17 protein-coding genes and 2 pseudogenes are annotated in these 16,545 nt (G+C 71.3%); 14 read left to right on the forward strand and 5 right to left on the reverse strand.

What is annotated here, in order from left to right; translation table 11 throughout:
* Positions 1–269 precede the first annotated feature (269 nt).
* A complete protein-coding gene (locus EDD92_RS41345; protein WP_123969028.1) occupies positions 270–1,274 on the reverse strand; it encodes an aldo/keto reductase in 1,005 nt (334 codons plus the stop codon).
* 100 nt (positions 1,275–1,374) lie between these two features.
* Between EDD92_RS41345 and EDD92_RS41350 the strand changes: the two genes are divergently transcribed.
* Entirely contained in the window at positions 1,375–2,289 is a 915-nt protein-coding gene (locus tag EDD92_RS41350; protein WP_123969029.1) for an AraC family transcriptional regulator, read from the forward strand.
* 83 nt (positions 2,290–2,372) lie between these two features.
* Here the strand turns inward: EDD92_RS41350 and EDD92_RS41355 are convergent, their stop codons facing one another.
* Positions 2,373–2,570: a hypothetical protein gene (locus tag EDD92_RS41355; protein ID WP_123969030.1), complete on the reverse strand. Its 198-nt coding sequence runs from the start codon at positions 2,568–2,570 to the stop codon at positions 2,373–2,375.
* A gap of 131 nt (positions 2,571–2,701) precedes the next feature.
* On the opposite strand from EDD92_RS41355, the gene EDD92_RS50175 reads away from it, so the two are divergent.
* The 3 genes from EDD92_RS50175 to EDD92_RS51675 all read left to right on the forward strand — a co-directional run bounded on the left by EDD92_RS50175 (position 2,702) and on the right by EDD92_RS51675 (position 5,115).
* Positions 2,702–2,839 carry a hypothetical protein gene (locus EDD92_RS50175; protein WP_185124295.1) on the forward strand — a complete coding sequence of 46 codons (138 nt, stop codon included), beginning with the start codon at positions 2,702–2,704 and terminating at the stop codon, positions 2,837–2,839.
* A 123-nt stretch (positions 2,840–2,962) separates the two neighbouring features.
* Positions 2,963–4,867 (forward strand): ABC transporter ATP-binding protein, encoded by a 1,905-nt coding sequence (locus tag EDD92_RS41360; RefSeq protein WP_123969031.1) that lies wholly within the window; start codon positions 2,963–2,965, stop codon positions 4,865–4,867.
* A 59-nt stretch (positions 4,868–4,926) separates the two neighbouring features.
* Complete coding sequence (locus EDD92_RS51675; RefSeq protein WP_260327144.1) at positions 4,927–5,115, forward strand: hypothetical protein; 189 nt, start codon at positions 4,927–4,929, stop codon at positions 5,113–5,115.
* Here EDD92_RS51675 and EDD92_RS51680 read toward each other — a convergent pair.
* Together EDD92_RS51680 and EDD92_RS41370 are read right to left on the reverse strand one after the other, a co-directional pair.
* Positions 5,082–5,171 (reverse strand): annotated as a pseudogene (locus EDD92_RS51680) (hypothetical protein); the annotation flags it as partial. The gene EDD92_RS51675 and the pseudogene EDD92_RS51680 sit on opposite strands and share 34 nt — an antisense overlap.
* 118 nt (positions 5,172–5,289) lie before the next feature.
* Complete coding sequence (locus tag EDD92_RS41370) at positions 5,290–6,192, reverse strand: LysR family transcriptional regulator (protein ID WP_123969032.1); 903 nt, start codon at positions 6,190–6,192, stop codon at positions 5,290–5,292.
* Between the two features lie 69 nt (positions 6,193–6,261).
* Here EDD92_RS41370 and EDD92_RS41375 point away from each other — a divergent pair, with 69 nt between their 5' ends.
* Together EDD92_RS41375 and EDD92_RS52555 are read left to right on the forward strand one after the other, a co-directional pair.
* Entirely contained in the window at positions 6,262–7,164 is a 903-nt protein-coding gene (locus EDD92_RS41375) for a DMT family transporter (RefSeq protein WP_123969033.1), read from the forward strand.
* Positions 7,165–7,231: 67 nt separating this feature from the next.
* A pseudogene (locus EDD92_RS52555) lies at positions 7,232–7,369 on the forward strand (TauD/TfdA family dioxygenase); the annotation flags it as partial.
* A gap of 136 nt (positions 7,370–7,505) precedes the next feature.
* Here the strand turns inward: EDD92_RS52555 and EDD92_RS41385 are convergent.
* Positions 7,506–9,110 (reverse strand): PucR family transcriptional regulator ligand-binding domain-containing protein, encoded by a 1,605-nt coding sequence (locus EDD92_RS41385; protein ID WP_123969035.1) that lies wholly within the window; start codon positions 9,108–9,110, stop codon positions 7,506–7,508.
* A gap of 359 nt (positions 9,111–9,469) precedes the next feature.
* Between EDD92_RS41385 and EDD92_RS41390 the strand changes: the two genes are divergently transcribed.
* From EDD92_RS41390 to EDD92_RS41415, 8 genes are all read left to right on the forward strand, one after another.
* A complete protein-coding gene (locus EDD92_RS41390) occupies positions 9,470–11,023 on the forward strand; it encodes an oxidoreductase (protein WP_123969036.1) in 1,554 nt (517 codons plus the stop codon).
* A 362-nt stretch (positions 11,024–11,385) separates the two neighbouring features.
* Positions 11,386–11,496 carry a putative leader peptide gene (locus tag EDD92_RS52210; RefSeq protein WP_311736796.1) on the forward strand — a complete coding sequence of 37 codons (111 nt, stop codon included), beginning with the start codon at positions 11,386–11,388 and terminating at the stop codon, positions 11,494–11,496.
* A 56-nt stretch (positions 11,497–11,552) separates the two neighbouring features.
* Positions 11,553–12,416, forward strand: coding sequence for a glutathione S-transferase C-terminal domain-containing protein (locus EDD92_RS41395; protein ID WP_123969037.1), 864 nt, complete (start codon positions 11,553–11,555; stop codon positions 12,414–12,416).
* Positions 12,417–12,527: 111 nt separating this feature from the next.
* Positions 12,528–12,686 (forward strand): hypothetical protein, encoded by a 159-nt coding sequence (locus EDD92_RS50180; protein WP_185124296.1) that lies wholly within the window; start codon positions 12,528–12,530, stop codon positions 12,684–12,686.
* Positions 12,687–12,848: 162 nt separating this feature from the next.
* A complete protein-coding gene (locus EDD92_RS41400; protein ID WP_123969038.1) occupies positions 12,849–13,829 on the forward strand; it encodes an amino acid ABC transporter permease in 981 nt (326 codons plus the stop codon).
* Positions 13,826–14,623, forward strand: coding sequence for an amino acid ABC transporter ATP-binding protein (locus tag EDD92_RS41405; protein WP_123969039.1), 798 nt, complete (start codon positions 13,826–13,828; stop codon positions 14,621–14,623). Before EDD92_RS41400 ends, EDD92_RS41405 begins: the two co-directional genes overlap by 4 nt.
* 67 nt (positions 14,624–14,690) lie before the next feature.
* A complete protein-coding gene (locus tag EDD92_RS41410; RefSeq protein ID WP_123969040.1) occupies positions 14,691–15,710 on the forward strand; it encodes a transporter substrate-binding domain-containing protein in 1,020 nt (339 codons plus the stop codon).
* 80 nt (positions 15,711–15,790) lie between these two features.
* Positions 15,791–16,516: a GNAT family N-acetyltransferase gene (locus EDD92_RS41415; RefSeq protein WP_123969041.1), complete on the forward strand. Its 726-nt coding sequence runs from the start codon at positions 15,791–15,793 to the stop codon at positions 16,514–16,516.
* Positions 16,517–16,545: the final 29 nt, after the last annotated feature.

A 16,545-nucleotide genomic window follows, 5' to 3' on the forward strand; every position in this document is an offset into this window, starting at 1 on the left:
CGGGCCTCCTGTGTGGGGGTGAGCCGTCGTGTGTGGGGTGACGGACGAGGCAAGAGGGCATGGGGGAACGCCCCGACAACGGGTGCCTTCGCCAAGGGCACACGGTCGTTGCGGCTGTGGGACGTCGTGTGGCGAGAGTGTCAGTCGGGGTGTGGCGCAACGTCAAGAGGTATCGAACGGTGTCCGGTTGGCCGAACGCATTGCTCCGGATGACGCCAACGGGCGCCATCGAAACCCGAGTTGGAGGATGGCGCCCGTTGGCGACGCTGCTACCAGGTGGGCATGAAGGCCGCCGGGTAGCGGGAGCCGGCCGAGCCGTGCGGGAGGATCTCCTGGATGCGTGCGAGGTCCTCGGCGTTGAGGGTGATGTGCGCGGCGGCGACGTTCTCCGCGAGGCGCTGTGGGCTGCGGGTGCCGGGGATCGGGACGACGTCGTCGCCCTGGGCCAGCAGCCAGGCGAGGGCGAGCTGGGTCACCACGATGCCCTTGCTCTGCGCCAGGGCCGTCAACTCGCGTACGGCGGCCAGGTTCCTCTCGTAATTGCCGGGCTGCCAGCGCTCGTCCCAGCTGCGCATGTCGTCGGCCGGGTATTCGGCGGCCGGCTTGACGGCGCCGGTGAGGAAGCCGCGGCCCAGCGGGGAGTACGGCACGAAACCGATGCCCAACTCGCGGACGACCGGGAGCACTTCGGCCTCCACGGCCCGCTCGAACACCGAGTACTCGGTCTGCAGCACGGACACCGGGTGGACGGCGTGCGCGCGGCGGATGACGTCGGGGCCCGCTTCGCTCAGGCCGAAGAAGCGCACCTTGCCTTCGGCGATCAGTTCGCCGACCGTGCCGGCCACGTCCTCGATGGGCACGTCCGGGTCGACGCGATGCTGGTAGAGGACGTCGATGTGGTCCGTGCAGAGGTGGCGCAGGCTGTTCTCGGTGACCTCGCGGATGTGCGCGGGGCGGCTGTCGAGGGCGCCCAGCTTGGTCGGGTCGCTCAGGTCGAAGCCGAACTTGGTGGCGAGGACGACGTCGTCGCGGACGTCCTTAAGGGCGCGACCGAGGAGCTGCTCGTTGCTGCCCGTGCCCATGCCGTACAGCTCTGCGGTGTCGAAGAGGGTGACGCCGAGCTCGTAGGCGCGGCGGATGGTGGCGGCGCCGCCCTGCTCGTCTGCGGCGCCGTACGCCATGGTCATGCCCATCGTGCCGAGGCCGATGGCGCCGACCTCCAGACCCTGGGTGCCGAGCGTGCGGTGCGGGAGCGTGGTGTCGTGCTGTGTCATGGCGTCGACGCTAGGGACGCGGCGCCGGGAGATCATGGGGCAGCGGTCGCATAGTATTGCCTGATCCTCTCGCCCGTCTCTTGCTCGAAGGGTGTGCTTCATGCTGGACCGGCTCGCGGACGCCATCGGGCGGCACTGTCAGGGGCCGTGGTCCGAGACCGCCGTGCCCAGGATGTCGCTGGTCGCACTCGACGAGCTGATCGAGCCGGTCGAGGTGACGTACGAGCCCATGATCTGCTTCATCGCCGACGGCGCCAAGCGCACCGCGGCCGGTGAGCGGAGCTGGGTCACACCCCCTGGCGAGATGGCCCTGTTCACGCTCGACCTGCCGGTCACCGCCGCCTTCGAGAAGGTGCCCTACCGGGCCGCGGTCATGCGGCTGGACGCCGAGGCGCTCGCCGCCGTGCAGATGGAACTGGACGAGTCCGGCCCGCCCCCACCGCCGGCCGCCGCCGCGGCGGTCACCGCACCCATGGCGCCGGAACTCGTCGATGCCGTCACCCGCTGGATCCGCCTCCTCGACAGCCCGGAGGACATCCGCCCCTTGGCGCCCCGCATCGAGAGCGAGATCCTCTATCGGCTGCTGCGCAGTCCGCTCGGTCCCGTGCTGTGCCACTGGTCCCTGGCCGACTCCGCCGCCGCCCGCATCCGGACCGTGGCCCGCTGGATCTGCGACCACTACACCGAACCGCTCGGCATCGACGAGATCGCCGAGAGAGCCCGGATGAGCCCGGCCACGCTGCACCGCCACTTCAAGGCGGCCACCGGCATGAGCCCGATGAGGTTCCAGAAGCACCTGCGGCTGCAGGAGGCCCGACGGCGCCTGCTCGCGGGTGATGTGACGGCGGCTCAGGTCGCCCAGGCGGTCGGATACGCCAGCGCGACGCAGTTCAGCCGCGAATACCGCAGCGCCTATGGGCTGCCCCCGGGGCAGGACGCGGCACGGCTGCGCGCCCGCCTGACCGCGGCGGGGCAGGCTCCGGTTCTGCTCGACGGTTCGGGCGCGAAGCCGTGACAGGCGCTGCCCTGCGCGTCGGGCCGGCTGCCTGACAGGGCGCCAGGAGGAGCGAGGCCTTCCCTCCCGGCGCCGACAGGATCTCAGCCGGGCAGCGCCTCCCCTCGGGTCTCGGGGGCGAGGCGCACCAGGCCGATGCCGATGGCGAAGACCGCGGCGGTGAGGGTGAGGGGAAGGGACAGGGAGCCGGTGGCGTGGATGCCGTAGCCGATGAGGAAGGTGCCGGCGGCGGCCACCCAGCGGGAGAAGGTGGTGATGAGGGCGAAGGCGGTGGCGCGCATCCGGGTGGGGATGCTCGGGGAGCCAGATGGTGAACACTGCGAAGCTCGCGCCGCCGAGGCCGAGGATCGGCAGGAAGACGAAGGTCAGCGGGATCGAGTGCAGGGGGTAGGCGAAGCCGTATGCGCCGACCGTGCCGACGATCATCAGGCCGAAGGCCAGCGGCAGTGCCCCGCGCCTGCCGAGCCGTCCGGCCACGCGGGGCACGGCGAAGCAGCCGAGGATGGTGAAGGCGGCGACCGTCATGGAGGAGACCGAACAGGACGATTGAGTCCGGTCCGCCGCGCCCGAGTGACACATGGGGCGAAGGCCCCATCAGCCCGGAAAACGCTTGGACGCCGTGGGTGTCGTCGCGGGACACTCCCATCCCGCCGCACAACCACACGGGATCGGGATGGGATTACCTCAAGCAAGCAAGGTGCCCCCGCGCAGGGGCGCTGTGCTCCTCGCACTTCGTTACTACGGACGGGAGTTGGGCCGGCTTCGGCTGTGGGCCGTGCCCGGCATGCTGCTCCCGGCACTGGGCAACATCGGGATCAGCTACATCGCGCCGCTGGTCGTCGCGAAGCTCGTCGGCCGTATCGCCGGCGACGCCGGTATCGGGATCGGTCCGACGCTGCCGTACGTCCTCGCCTTCGCCGGTGTCCTGCTGGCGGCGGAGGCGCTGTGGCGGATCGGTCTGCACTGCCTGAACCGCCTCGACGCCCTCGGCATCGAGCACCTGTACGTGCTTGGCATGGACGAGCTGTTCGCCAAGGACGCCGCGTTCTTCCACGACAACTTCGCCGGTGCCCTCACCAAGCGGGTGCTGAGTTTCGCCTCCCGCTTCGAGGAGTTCGCCGACACACTGACGTTCAACATCATGGGCAGCCTCGTACCGCTGCTGTTCGGGTCGGTGGTGCTGTGGCGCTACGAACCGCTGCTCGTCGTCGGGCTGTTGGTGATGATCGGGGTGACGGCGCTGTGCGTGGCGCCGCTCATCCGGCGCCGCCAGCGCCTCGTCGACCAGCGGGAGGAGGCGATCGCCCGGGTGTCGGGGCATGTCGCCGACAGTCTGATGAACATGGACACGGTCCGGGCGTTCGCCGCGGAGCGCCGCGAGGCCGCCGAGCATCGCACCCGCGTCGCCCACTCGCGGCGGCTCACGCTGAGGTCGTGGGACTACGGCAACCTGCGCATCGACACGCTGGTCGCGCCGATGTCCGTACTGACCAATGTGCTGGGCCTGCTGCTCGCGGTCGCGCTCGGCGGGGGCGAGCACGGGGTGGAGGCGGTCGTGGTCGCCTTCACGTATTACAGCAACGCCACGAAGATCATGTTCGAGTTCAACCAGATCTACCGCCGCCTGGAGAGCTCGATGACGGAGGCCGCGCAGTTCACCGAGTTGCTGCTGGTTCCGCCGACCGTGCTCGACCCGCCGTCGCCGGAGCCGCTGCTGCCGGGGCCCGCCGACGTCCGCTTCGAGCGGGTGACCTTCGCCCACGGGGGAGGGGATCCGCTCTTCCAGGGCCTCGACCTGGCTGTGTCCAGCGGGACGAAGATCGGGCTCGTCGGCCGCTCGGGCGGCGGCAAGACCACGCTGTCGCGTCTCCTCCTGCGGATGATGGACATCGACGGCGGCCGGATCCTGGTTCGCGGTCAGGACATCAGCCGGATGCGCCAGGCCGACCTGCGCGGCCTGATCGCCTATGTGCCGCAGGACCCGGCGATGTTCCACCGCACGCTGAAGGAGAACATCGCCTTCGCCCGGCCGGACGCCACCGATGCCGAGATCCGCCGCGCGGCCGAGGCGGCGCACGTCACCGAGTTCGCCGACGCGCTGCCGGACGGCTTCGACACCATGGTGGGCGAGCGTGGCATCAAGCTGTCCGGCGGACAGCGCCAGCGGGTCGCCCTGGCCCGGGCGATCCTGCGGGACGCGCCGATCCTGCTGCTCGACGAGGCGACCAGCGCCCTGGACTCCGAGAGCGAGCTCCTCGTCCAGGAGGCGCTGTGGCGGCTCATGGAGGGGCGGACGGCGCTCGTGGTGGCGCACCGCCTGAGCACGGTCGCCGGCATGGACCGGCTCGTCGTCCTCGACCGCGGACGGATCGTCGAGCAGGGCACGCATCAGGAACTGCTCGCGGCCCAGGGCGCCTACGCGAAGCTGTGGCAGCACCAGTCGGGCGGGTTCCTCGACGACAGTGCCGTGGACGGCGGTGCCGTCGCAGGCAGGGCTGTGGAAGACACTGCGATAGAAGACACCGCGTTGGAAGACACTGCCCTGGAAGACGGCCCCGCCCGCGCCGACCTGCACTGACCGGCGGATCACGCCCGTCTCGGGGCCTCTCCGCCTTGCTCTTCCCTCTCGTTCTGCCGGTGGGGAAGCGCGGGGCGGAGGTCTCCGGTGCCATCCTGGCCACCATGTCGGCGAGCTGCCCGCAGGCGCGGGCGATCTCCTGCCGGGTCTGGTTCCGCTCGCTGACGACCGCCCCGAGCAGCAGCGCGGTCAGTGCGGCGGAGCCGTTGAACGCCTGCAGCGTGATCATGTTGGTGAGCAGGTCGTGACCGTGGAACGGGCCCGATTCCCGGGCGGCGGCGATGATCGCGAAGGTCGTCGACACGGCCAGCGCGCAGGGCGCGGCCCCCGCCAGCTGGAAGCGGAAGGCTGTCTCCCGTCATGGCCGCCTCCTGACCCGAGCCCAAGACCAGCGTCGCACGGCCGACCAGGGTGAACTGCAATTACTCCACCGGCGGCGCGGTCGGCGAACCGGCCCGCTGACCGGCCGTTCCGCTCGCCAGTACCTCCCGGGTGAGCGCCAGCAGGTCCGGGACGGCCGGGTGCCCGGGGCCCTCGCGCCAGGCGAGCACGACGGGGACGGGCGGCGCGTCCACGAGCGGCCGGAAGACCAGCGACGGGTGGGTGTGGTTGCCCGGGGTGGCCGTCGTCGAGATGCCCATGGCGCGGCCCGCGGCGATGGCCATGAGCCACTCGTCGGTGTTGGTGACCTCGAGGGTGCCGGCGGGGCGGGCCGCGGCCGGCCACAGGTCCATCGTCGTGGTGCCGGAGACGGTGTTGAGGGCGATCCGATGGGCGGCGAGGTCCGCCAGGGTGACCCGGGGGAGCGCGGCCAGCGGGCTGTCCGCCGACATCACCGCCACCCGCTCCTCCGACACCAGCAGCTCCGTGCGCAGCCCGGCCGCGGGGACCGTGCCGCGCAGCAGGGCCGCGTCGACCCTGCCCTGGGTGAGGCCCGCCGTACGGTCGTCGATGCGCAGCAGCTGCAGCGGGACCTCCGGGTGCGTCTCGTCCCAGCGGCGCAGCAGCGCGATGGTGTGGTCGCCGAGCGCCGCCCAGGGGTGGCCCACGCGCAGCGGCCAGCTCCGCAGGCTGCGCGTGTCCAGAGCCGTGTCCACGGCGGCGAGGGCGGCGGTGGCCTTGTCGCGGAAGGTGCGGCCCTCGGCGGTGAGTTCGAGGTGGTGGGTGGAGCGGTCGACGAGGCGGCCGCCCAGGTGGTCCTCGAGCTGGCGCAGGGTGCGGGAGAGCGCGGGCTGGCTCAGCCGCAGACGGGCCGCGGCACGGGTGATGTTGCCTTCCTCGGCGATGACGAGGAAGGCCCGCAGATGCCGCAGCTCGATGGTCATGCCTCCGGAGCATAACCGCAGCCGAATCGGCATTTCACAGGCCGCAGCCGGGTTCCTAGCGTGAACGGCATGACCTCCACCGCTCGCACCTCGTCCGCAGCGACGCCCGCGCCCGTCCTCGTCCGTCATGCGCCCGGCCGCGGCAGCCTCGGCGGGGTCGGCCTGATGCTGGCCGGAGCGGTGTCCGTACAGTTCGGGTCGGCCTGCGCCGCGCTGCTCTTCCCCCGCGCCGGAGCGTTCGGGGCGGTCGCCCTGCGGGTGACGTTCGCCGCGGTGCTGCTGCTGGTTGTCACCCGGCCGCGGCTGCGCGGGCACTCGCGCGCCGACTGGGCGGTGGTGTGCGGGTTCGGTCTGGCCCTCGGCGGCATGAACCTCCTCTTCTACCAGGCCATCGACCGCATCCCGCTGGGTGCGACGGTCACCGTCGAGGTGCTGGGCCCGCTCCTGCTGTCCGTCCTCGCCTCGCGCCGCGCCGCCGGCCTGCTGTGGGCCGGACTCGCACTGGCCGGGGTCTTCCTGCTGGGCGAGGACGGCTTCGACCGGTTCAACGTCGCCGGTGTGGCCTTCGCGCTGAGCGCCGGCGCACTGTGGGCGGCGTACATCGTGCTCAACTCCCGCGCGGGCGCCCGCTTCCCGCGGCTGGACGGCCTGGCGATCGCGATGACCGTCGCCGCACTGGTCAGCCTGCCGCTGGGCGTCGGAGCGGCGGGCGGCACGCTGCTGGAGCCCACCGTGCTCGGCCTGGGCCTGGCCATCGCCCTGCTGAGCTCGGCACTGCCCTACACCCTCGAACTGCTCGCCCTGCGCCGACTGCCTGCGGCGACCTTCGCGGTGCTGACGAGCCTGGCGCCCGCCCTTGCCGCTCTGGCGGGCTATCTGGTGCTGGGCCAGGGACTGTCGCTGCCGCAGTGCGCCGCGATCGCGCTGGTCGTCACGGCGAGCGCGGGCGCCGTACGCACGGGCAACCGCTGAGGTGCCCCGCGGGGTGGACTGTCAGGCCGACGGCAGCATGGCGGTCGTATCGCCGAAGGCCTGCGGCCTGGGCGAGCCCGTCGCCCACCCCACCGTCCCCTCCGTCGACGGCAAGTACGCCTTCGGCGTCGACAACGACCACGGCGGCCGAGCCGACCAGTGGCACTCCGACGTGACGTTCGTGCCCGCCTACCCCGCCTTCTCGCCGCCGCGTCACCATCGACGGCGACGTGCCGGTGGGCGTGGACGGCCGCCGCTCGATACTCCTGGAGCGGCGTCGGTGCCGACGTACGGCATGGCCTCCGGTGCGTCCACGGACGGCAAGGCCGCCGAGGGCTGAGTCAACGTGCCCGCATGACGTCCAGGGCGGCCAGCGCCACATGCAGTTCGGTGCGCTGTTCGCCCGATTCCAGGTCGCATTCCAGCAGCCGCTCGATGGTGCGCAGGCGCTGGTAGACGGTCTCCCGGGACAGGTCGCCGCGGCGGGCGGCGGTGGTCTTGTTGCCGGCCGCGTCGAGGTAGTGGCGCAGGGTCGTGATCAGGTCCGTGCCGTGCCGGGTGTCGTGGTCGACGAGTCGGCCGAGCTGTCGTTCGGCGTAGTCCTGGACGCGGACGTCCTCGCGCAGTGCGTACAGCAGGCGGCGCAGGCCGATGTCGGACAGTTCGTGGTAGGAACGGCCCCCGGGCAGGGGCAGTCCGGGCACGGCCGCCTCCGACGCGCGGCCGGCTTCGCGGAACGAGCGGGCGGCGTCGGCGAGTTGCGTGACCTCGGAGCCGACGCTCACCACCGCCTCCGGATCGAGGGCGAACGCGGTGCGGCTCAGCCGCTCGACCGTGGGCCGCCACGGCCGGGTGGCGCGCAGGGCGAGAAGGATGCCGAGCCGGCCTGCGGCCAGCACACCGACGAGGGCCGGCACCCCTGCGGCCCGCAGCTCCTCGGACAGCCGGCCCTCCGCAGCGTCGTCCGCCGCGCGCGTGACCACCAGTACGGCGAGAAAGCCGCAGTCCTCGGCGGGCAGGCCCAGCGCGGCGAAGCGGGCGCGGGCGTCCTCGGGGGAGTGGTGGCGCTGTTCGGCCAGCTCGCGCAGGGCGCTGCGGTGTGCGGTGCGTTCCCAGGGGGTGGCGTGGATGAGGCGGGCGATGGTCAGGGCCATCGCCGTCCGCTCCAGCACGGTGACGTCCTCGGCCCCGAAGTCCCCCGTGCGGGCCGGGAGCATCACGGCGCGGCCCCAGCGCTCGCCCTGGTACTCCACCGGCGCGACGAGCCAGCCCTCGCCGCCGCACACCTCCGTGCGCTCGCGGGACGGCACGCCCCGGGAGCGCTGCTCCCAGCCGGTGAGCGCCTGCTCCATCGTGCTGCCGGAGGGTTCGCAGATCAGCGCCTGGTGCACCAGGTTCTCCAGCACGACGGTACGGCCGCTCATCTCCGCCGCCGCGCGCACCACGTCCTCGGGCCCCGCACCGCGCAGCGTCAGCGCGGTGAACGCCTCGTGGATGCGCTGGGTACGGCGCATCGCGTCCGTCTGGTTGCCCAGCAGAAGGGCATGGACGACCTGGGTGACCTCCAGGAAGTTGACGTCCGCCGCGAGCGTGACGAGGGGGAGACCGCGGGCCCGGCATGCGTCGACAAGTGCTTCGGGCGGCCGGTGGTAGCGCCGTACCAGCTCGATGACCAGCGCTGCCGCCCCGACGTCGGCGAGTTCGTCCACGTACCGGCGCACCGCGGCCGGTTCCTCGGGCAGGGGCATGCCGGTGGTCAGGACGAGTTCGCCGCCCTTGAGGAAGGACGCCGGGTCTGTCAGCTCGGTCATGTGGACCCAGCGCACCCGCCGGTCGAGGCGGTCCACCCCCGTGACGACCTGCGGCTGCCCCGCGGCGAGCACGGGTAGGGCCAGCGCGTCGGCGACCGTCAACGGACGGCTTGCCGTGTCGGCGTTCTCACGCATGGAGCCTCGTCTCGGGCATCGGCCTGCCTGCCTGGACACTGTGACAAGCGGCGCTGACCTGCGCAAGAGGCACCGGACCGCGTCCCGGCGCCCCGAATCGGCGCATTGCCGTCCAGGGCGACTGACACACCGTCCGAACACCGCCCTCCGGCTGGACAGCTCAGGCGTTGTCGTGTCGTGGCGGCCTGGGGCGAGGGCGTGCACCTCCACGGCGAGGACGGCCGCCGCGGGAGGGCGGCCGGGTCCGTGCCAAGGAGTTCCTGGAGTACCAGTACCTGGCGATCCCGGTGAGGTGACCACCTCCGTAGGGAGCGCGGAGAAGCAGGCCGAAGGAGAGGAAAGATCACTACCCTGTCCGTGTGCTGTCATACGACGAACTGACTCCACCGGAACGTGAGTTGTGGGACGCGTTCCCCGAAGGGCGCCGCGTGGATCTGCGGTCCGGTGTGGCCGAGGACGACCGGGTGGCCGGCGGCGGGCAGTGGGGGCCCGGGCGTACCGTCCGGGCCGAAGTGATCGTCGCGCTGCTGCTCGGTGCGCACTCCGTGCAGCCGGGCGCGGTGGGCGCTCTGACGCTTGCGGGCGCGCGGATCTCCGGCCGGATCAACCTGGCCGGCGCGCGGATCGATCATTCTCTCTGGTTCGAGGACTGCTGGTTCGAGCAGGACGTCAGCCTCTTCGGGGCCGAGACCCGGAGCGTCGCGATCACCGGCAGCCTGGTGCCCGGCCTCGAAGCCGGGTCGGCCCGGATCGAGGGACGTCTCGACCTGCTCCGGTCGACCGTGGAGACCGGCCCCGTCTCCGCCTTCCACCGGGAGATCAGCGCCCTGTCCCTCACCCACGCGCATGTGACCGGCGGTGTGATCCTCAACGGGGCGGAGTTGCGTGCGCCGGAGGGATGGGCCCTGGCGGGAGGCGGCCTGGTCTGTGAGGGAGGCTTCTTCTGCGGGGGTGGATTCGTCGCTCACGGCGAAGTGCGGCTGCCGGGTGCGCAATTGGGCGCACTGTTCATGCGGCGCACGCGGCTGGAAACGCCGGGCCCGAACGGAGTGGCCCTCTCCCTGGACAACGCCGTGGCCTCGACGCTCGACTTCTCCCGGGAGTTCACCGCGAACGGCACCGTGCGTCTGCGCGGTACCCGGGTCTCGGACAACGTGGCGTTCGAGGGGGCCGTCCTGAACGGGCCGGCCGACGGTGACGGCCCGGCCCTGCTCTGCATGCTCATGCAGGCCGTCGACTTCGACCTCACCCTCGCCCGCCCGCCGTCCGGGACGGTGGACCTGCGGGGCGCGCAGGTGTCGTACCTCCACGACAACGAGCACAGCTGGCCAACGACGGTGGAGCTGGACGGCTTCGTCTACGGCTCCATCAAGGTGGCTGTGGCGGGCGAGCGGCGCGAGGCGGTGGGATGGCCGGATTCCGTGGCGAACCGCCTGCGGTGGATACGACGCAGCCCCGGCTACAGCCCCCAGCCGTACGAGCAGTTGGCGAGCTGGTATCGCAAGGCCGGCCACGACGACGACGCCCGCCGGGTGCTGCTGGCAAAGCAGCGGCACCGGCGCCGCACACTGCGTCCGGCGGCCCGCGCCTGGGGGCAGTTGCTGGATGCGACCGTCGGCTACGGCTACCGCCCCTGGCTGGCGGGTGTCTGGCTGCTCATGCTGACCCTGCTGGGCACCGTGACGTTCGGCGCGCACAGTCCCACGCGCGTGCAGGCGGGCGAGGGGCCCCACTTCCAGCCCCTCGTCTACACACTCGACCTGTTGATTCCGATCGGCGGTCTGGGCCAGCGCACCGCCTGGTACTGGACGAGCGGCACCTGCCAGTGGCTGGCCTATCTGCTGATCGCCTTCGGCTGGGTGCTGACGACGGCCGTCATCGCGGGCGTGAGCCGCGCCCTGCAGAAGAACTAGGTTCCTACCGCCGGGCGGCGCGACGGCGGCGTGCCACCACGACGGTGCCCGTGCCGACGGCGAGGGCTGCGGCCGCCGCGCCCGCGATCGGCAGGGTCGCGCCGGAGCCGATGCTGGCCAGGTCGCCGCTGGGGGAGGTGTGGGCGGAGATGCGATCAACGAACCGCGCGGTAACGCCAGTTCACCCGCAGGAGGCATGCGCGGGCGGCGAATGGTTGCACCGGGGCCGGCGATGCGGCGGTGACGCCAGGGGAAGGGGTGTGTCCACCGCGCTGTCCGCATTGCGGGACGGCCCTCTTGACGTGGCTGCGAGCCGGAACGACACTCCAGAGGAGAATCCTAGTGAATAGGTAGGGAAACGCATGGGGCGCCTTGAGCCGGTCACCGTCCGAGTGATCCGTTCGCCTCTTCTGACCTCCCGCCGTCACATCGATCTGCAGCGTGTCTGCAGTGCGATCAGCCCCCAGGGCTGAGTTGCCCGACGTCGCTTCCGCCGCGCGTACGTCCGCGCCCTCTCCCGGGGAGATCCATGTCCGTCACACCTCTGGCCGCCCACGCCTTCGCCCAGCCCGCGCCCGCCTTCCGCGGCCGGATCGGCAGCGACGCCCGCAGCGGCCACTACGCCGTACCGGGCCGTTACCGCCTCCATCTGTCGACCGCGTGTCCCGACGGCCTGCGCATCGCCGTCACCCACAGCCTGCTCGGCCTGGACACCGTCTGTCCGGCGACCTTCCTGCCCGCCGTCCCCGACACCGCCGAAGGCAGCCACCGCGCCCTGCGCCCGCTGTACGAGGCGAGCGCGCACCACTACACCGGCCCGGCCGTCGCACCCGTGCTCAGCGACGACTGGTCCGGGCGGATCGTCAGCACGCACGCCCCGGACATCATGCGTGACCTCGCCCGCCGCTTCGGCAGCGACCGCCCCTCGCCGTACCCGTGCGGCGCGGAGTCGGAGATCGAGGCCGTCGAGCGGATGTGCGCACAGGGCATCGAACAGGCCGCGCAGCGCGCCGGATCGGCCGGCGGTGAGGAGTCGGAGCGCGCGGCGGCGCTCGAGACGCTGCTCGAAACGCTCGGTGCCCTGGAGCGGTGGCTGGCCGGGCGGACGTACATGATCCGTGACGAAGTCACCGCCGCGGACGTCGAGTTGTGGGTCGCGCTGGTCCAACTCGACACCGTGCACCGCAATCACCTGGACGCCTGTGCCGTCCAGCGGATCGCCGACCATCCCACCCTGTGGGCCTACGCCCGCCGCCTGGCAGCCCACCCGGCCTTCGGCACCCACCTCGACCTGGACGGCATCGCCAGGCGCCACCACGCCCGCTGCCAGGGCCTGGAGGCCGCCGGAGCCGCCGTCCAGATCCTGGACTGGACGGCCCACGCCGCCCGCTAGCCGTTCCACTCGGTGGAACGGCGTTGACATTCCCTCCGGCAACTGTCTTAACTTTGCCCACCTTTCGGTAAGTGCGAGGCCCGCAAGGGCCGGAACAGTGATGGTGACGCCATGTACGCAGCTGCCAGGACGGCCGCCCGCCGCCCTCAGGGCTGCGTACTGCCGTACGCGAACCTGCTGAACCTGTTCGCCGCCGACCGGGCCGTCGATCTGCTCCGCGTGAGCAGCGCACTGTGTACCGCACCGGGCTGTGCCCGCTGCCGGGGCTGACACCTCCCCGCAGCCCCCGCACTCCCTGACGAACACCGCCCGCGCGGTGTGCCGTTGTCCTCCCCGCCCCCGGTGCCCCTGCACACCCGTGCGCTGAGCAATCCGCTCCAGCGCACGGCTGCCGCGGCCTGCCCGGGGTGTCCGACTTCGCCGGAGCCCACCATGAGTGAACCCCCTGGCGCCACCGTCGCCCTCGCCGAGGCGCCGCCCGCCGACGAACCGTCAAAGCACCTCGCAGCACAGCGGGTTCTGCCGCTGCGCAGGCCGGGACGCTGGATCGCCACCGCCGTCGTCCTGGTCCTCGCGGCCCAGTTCGTACACGGCCTGACGACCAACCCGTTCTACCAGTGGGACCGCTTCGGCTACTGGTTCCTGCGGCCGAACATCCTCGACGGCCTGCTCATCACCCTCGAAGTCGCCGCCTACAGCGCGGCGTTGGGCCTGATCGGCGGCATCGTGCTCGCCCTGGCCCGGCTCTCGAAGTCCCCGGTGCTGCGCGCCGTCAGCTGGACCTACATCTGGGCGCTGCGCTCCATCCCGCTCATCGTGGTCCTGCTCTTCCTCTACAACTTCAGCGCCCTGTACAAGACGTTGAGCGTCGGCGTCCCCTTCGGACCGGCCTTCCTCTCCTTCGACGAGTCCAAGCTCGCCACCGACATGGTCGTCGCCGTCATCGGCCTCAGCCTCAACGAGGCGGCCTACGCGGCCGAGGTCGTCCGCGGCGGCATCCTCTCCGTCGACCAGGGCCAGCACGAGGCCGCGGCGGCCCTGGGCCTGCCGAAGAGCTACCAGTTCACGAAGATCGTCTTCCCGCAGGCGCTGCGCTCGATCACACCGAACTACGTCAACCAGCTCATCGGCCTGATCAAGAGCACCTCGCTGGTCTTCTACGTCTCGCTGCTGGACCTGTTCGGCACCGCGCAGTCCATGGGCGCAACCTACCCCGGCGACATCGTGCCGCTGCTGCTGGTCGCCACCGTCTGGTACCTGGTCCTGACCAGCGTCGTCTCCGTCATCCAGTTCTACGTCGAGCGGTACTACGCCCGGGGCGCCACCCGCACCCTGCCGCCGACGCCGTTGCAGAAGCTCCGCACCGGTCTCACCGACCTGCGAGCCCGCATCCGCCGGGAGGCCGCCATATGAGCGCGAAGACCCTCGAACCCCTGGCCGGCGTCGAGGCCGCCACCGTCGAGGTCCACGACGTTCACAAGTGGTACGGCGCCCACCGCGTGCTCAACGGCATCGACCTGACGGTGCGCCCGGGCGAGGTGACCGTGGTCCTCGGCCCGTCCGGCTCCGGCAAGTCCACCTTGCTGCGGGTCATCAACCACCTGGAGAAGCCGGAGATCGGCCACGTCAGCATCAACGGCGAACTGATCGGCGTGAAGCGGCAGGGCGAGAGGCTGAAGGAGCTCAGCGAGCGGGCCATCCTCACCCAGCGCGGCCGGATCGGCTTCGTCTTCCAGAACTTCAACCTCTTCCCGCACCTGACGGTCCTGGACAACGTGGCCGCCGCCCCGGTCGCCACCGGCAGGCTCAGCAAACCCGAAGCGCAGGAACTGGCCCGCGAGCTGCTCGGCCGGGTCGGTCTCGCCGACAAGACCGGCGCCTACCCGCGCCAGCTCTCCGGCGGCCAGCAGCAGCGCGTCGCCATCGCCCGCGCCCTCGCCCTGCGCCCCGGGGTCATCCTCTTCGACGAGCCCACCTCGGCCCTCGACCCGGAACTCGTCGGCGAAGTCCTCGCCGTCATCAAGGATTTGGCGACCAGCGGCACAACTCTCGTCATCGTCACCCACGAGATCGGCTTCGCCCGCGAGATCGCCGACCGGGTCGTCTTCATCGACGGCGGAAGGATCGTCGAACAGGGCCCGCCCTCCGAGGTCCTCGACAAGCCGCAGCACGAGCGGACCAGGGACTTCCTCAGCAAGGTCCTCTGACCGCGCCGCTGCTCCCTCATCACCTTCACCCTCATCACCTTCTCCCTCTCAGCGACAAGGAACGGCCATGTCTGTCCACTTCACCCGACGCAGCCTGATACGAGGCATCACCGCGGCGACCGCGGTCGCCTCCCTCGCCACCGGGCTCGCCGCCTGCGGTGGGGACAGCGACGCCGCCACCACGACCGCCGTGGCCGGCAGCGTGACCGTCGGACAGCTCTCCAACGGCGCCGCCAAGCAGACCAGCCTCAAGGTCTCCGAGGTGAAGTCGATCAGCGCGGAACTGCCCAAGTCCGTGAAGAGCAGCGGCAAGCTGGAGATCGGCATCGGTGCCCTGCCCGCCGGGTTCGCGCCGCTGGCCTACGTCGGCAGCGACCAGAAGACCCTCACCGGCGCCGAGCCCGACTTCGGCCGCCTGGTCGCCGCCGTCCTCGGCCTGAAGCCCGAGCTGAAGAACTTCACCTGGGAGAACCTCTTCGTCGGCATCGACAGCGGCAAGGTGAACGTGGCCTTCTCGAATGTCACCGATACCGAGGAGCGCAAGAAGAAGTACGAGTTCGCCTCCTACCGCAAGGACAACCTCGGCTTCGAGGTGCTCAAGACCAGCAAGTGGAACTTCGGCGGCAACTACGAGAACCTCGCCGGCAAGACCGTCTCCGTCGGTGCCGGCACCAACCAGGAGAAGCTCCTCCTGGAGTGGAAGAAGAAGCTGGAGAGTGAGGGCAAGAAGCTCACCGTCAAGTACTACCCGGACCGCAACGGCACCTACCTGGCCTTGAACAGCGGCAAGATCGACTCCTTCTTCGGCCCCAACCCCGGCATCGCGTACCACATCACCCAGTCCGCGAACACGCCCAACCCGACGCGCAACGCGGGCACGTACTCCGGCGCCGGCGCCTCGCTGCAGGGCCTGATCGCCGCCACCGCGAAGAAGGACAGCGGCCTGGCCAAGCCGCTCGCCGACGCCATCAACTACCTGATCAAGAACGGCCAGTACGCCAAGTGGCTGGCCGCCTGGAACCTCTCCAACGAGGCCGTCGCCACGTCCGAGGTCAACCCGCCCGGCCTGCCGCTCGACAACTCCTGATCTACCACTGACAGGGGGCTCCGCCGCCGCCCCGCGGCGGAGCCCCCGCCCCCAGGGCACCTCTCGGAGACCGCCACACGATGTCCGCCACCAGCCTCGAAGCCACGTCCTCGCACCTCCTGGACAACCCCGCCTGGGCCGCCCTCACCGGCCCGCACGCGCACTTCGCCGAACGTGTCGGCCGCGCCGCCCGCTACCGGCAGGATGTGGCCCCCTTCTATGCCCTCACCGACACCGCAGACCCGCAGGCCTGGGCCGACCTGGCCACCCTCGTCGGCCCCGACGGCACCGCCTCGGTGCGCGGAGTGACCGAGGCACCGGCCGGGTGGGAGATCCTGCGTACCGGACAGGGTGTCCAGCTCGTGGACACCGGTCTGCGCGCCGAGCCCGACCCCAAGGCCGTGCGGCTCGGCCCCGACGACGTGACCGAGATCCTCGACCTGGTGGCCCGCACCGAGCCGGGCCCCTTTCTGCGGCGCACCGTCGAGATGGGCACCTATCTCGGCATCCGTCACCGCGGCCGGCTGATCGCCCTGGCCGGCGAACGGCTCCACCCGCCCGGCTGGACCGAGATCAGCGCCGTGTGCACCGACCCCGACCACCGCGGCACGGGCCTGGCCACCCGCCTGGTCCGCGCGGTCGCCGCCGGCATCAAGGAGCGCGGCGAACGCCCCTTCCTGCACGCCAGGGCCACCAACACCAACGCGATCCGCCTGTACGAGTCGATCGGCTTCACGCTGCGCCGCCGTACGGTCTTCTCGCTCGTACGGCCGACCCAAACCGCCGTTCTGGAAGAAACGGCATAGCTCTGCCGTTGTTCATGTCGAAGGCGATG

Origin of the sequence: Streptomyces sp. TLI_185, from assembly GCF_003814765.1 — a bacterium.
In the GTDB taxonomy this organism is placed as follows: Bacteria; Actinomycetota; Actinomycetes; order Streptomycetales; family Streptomycetaceae; genus Streptomyces.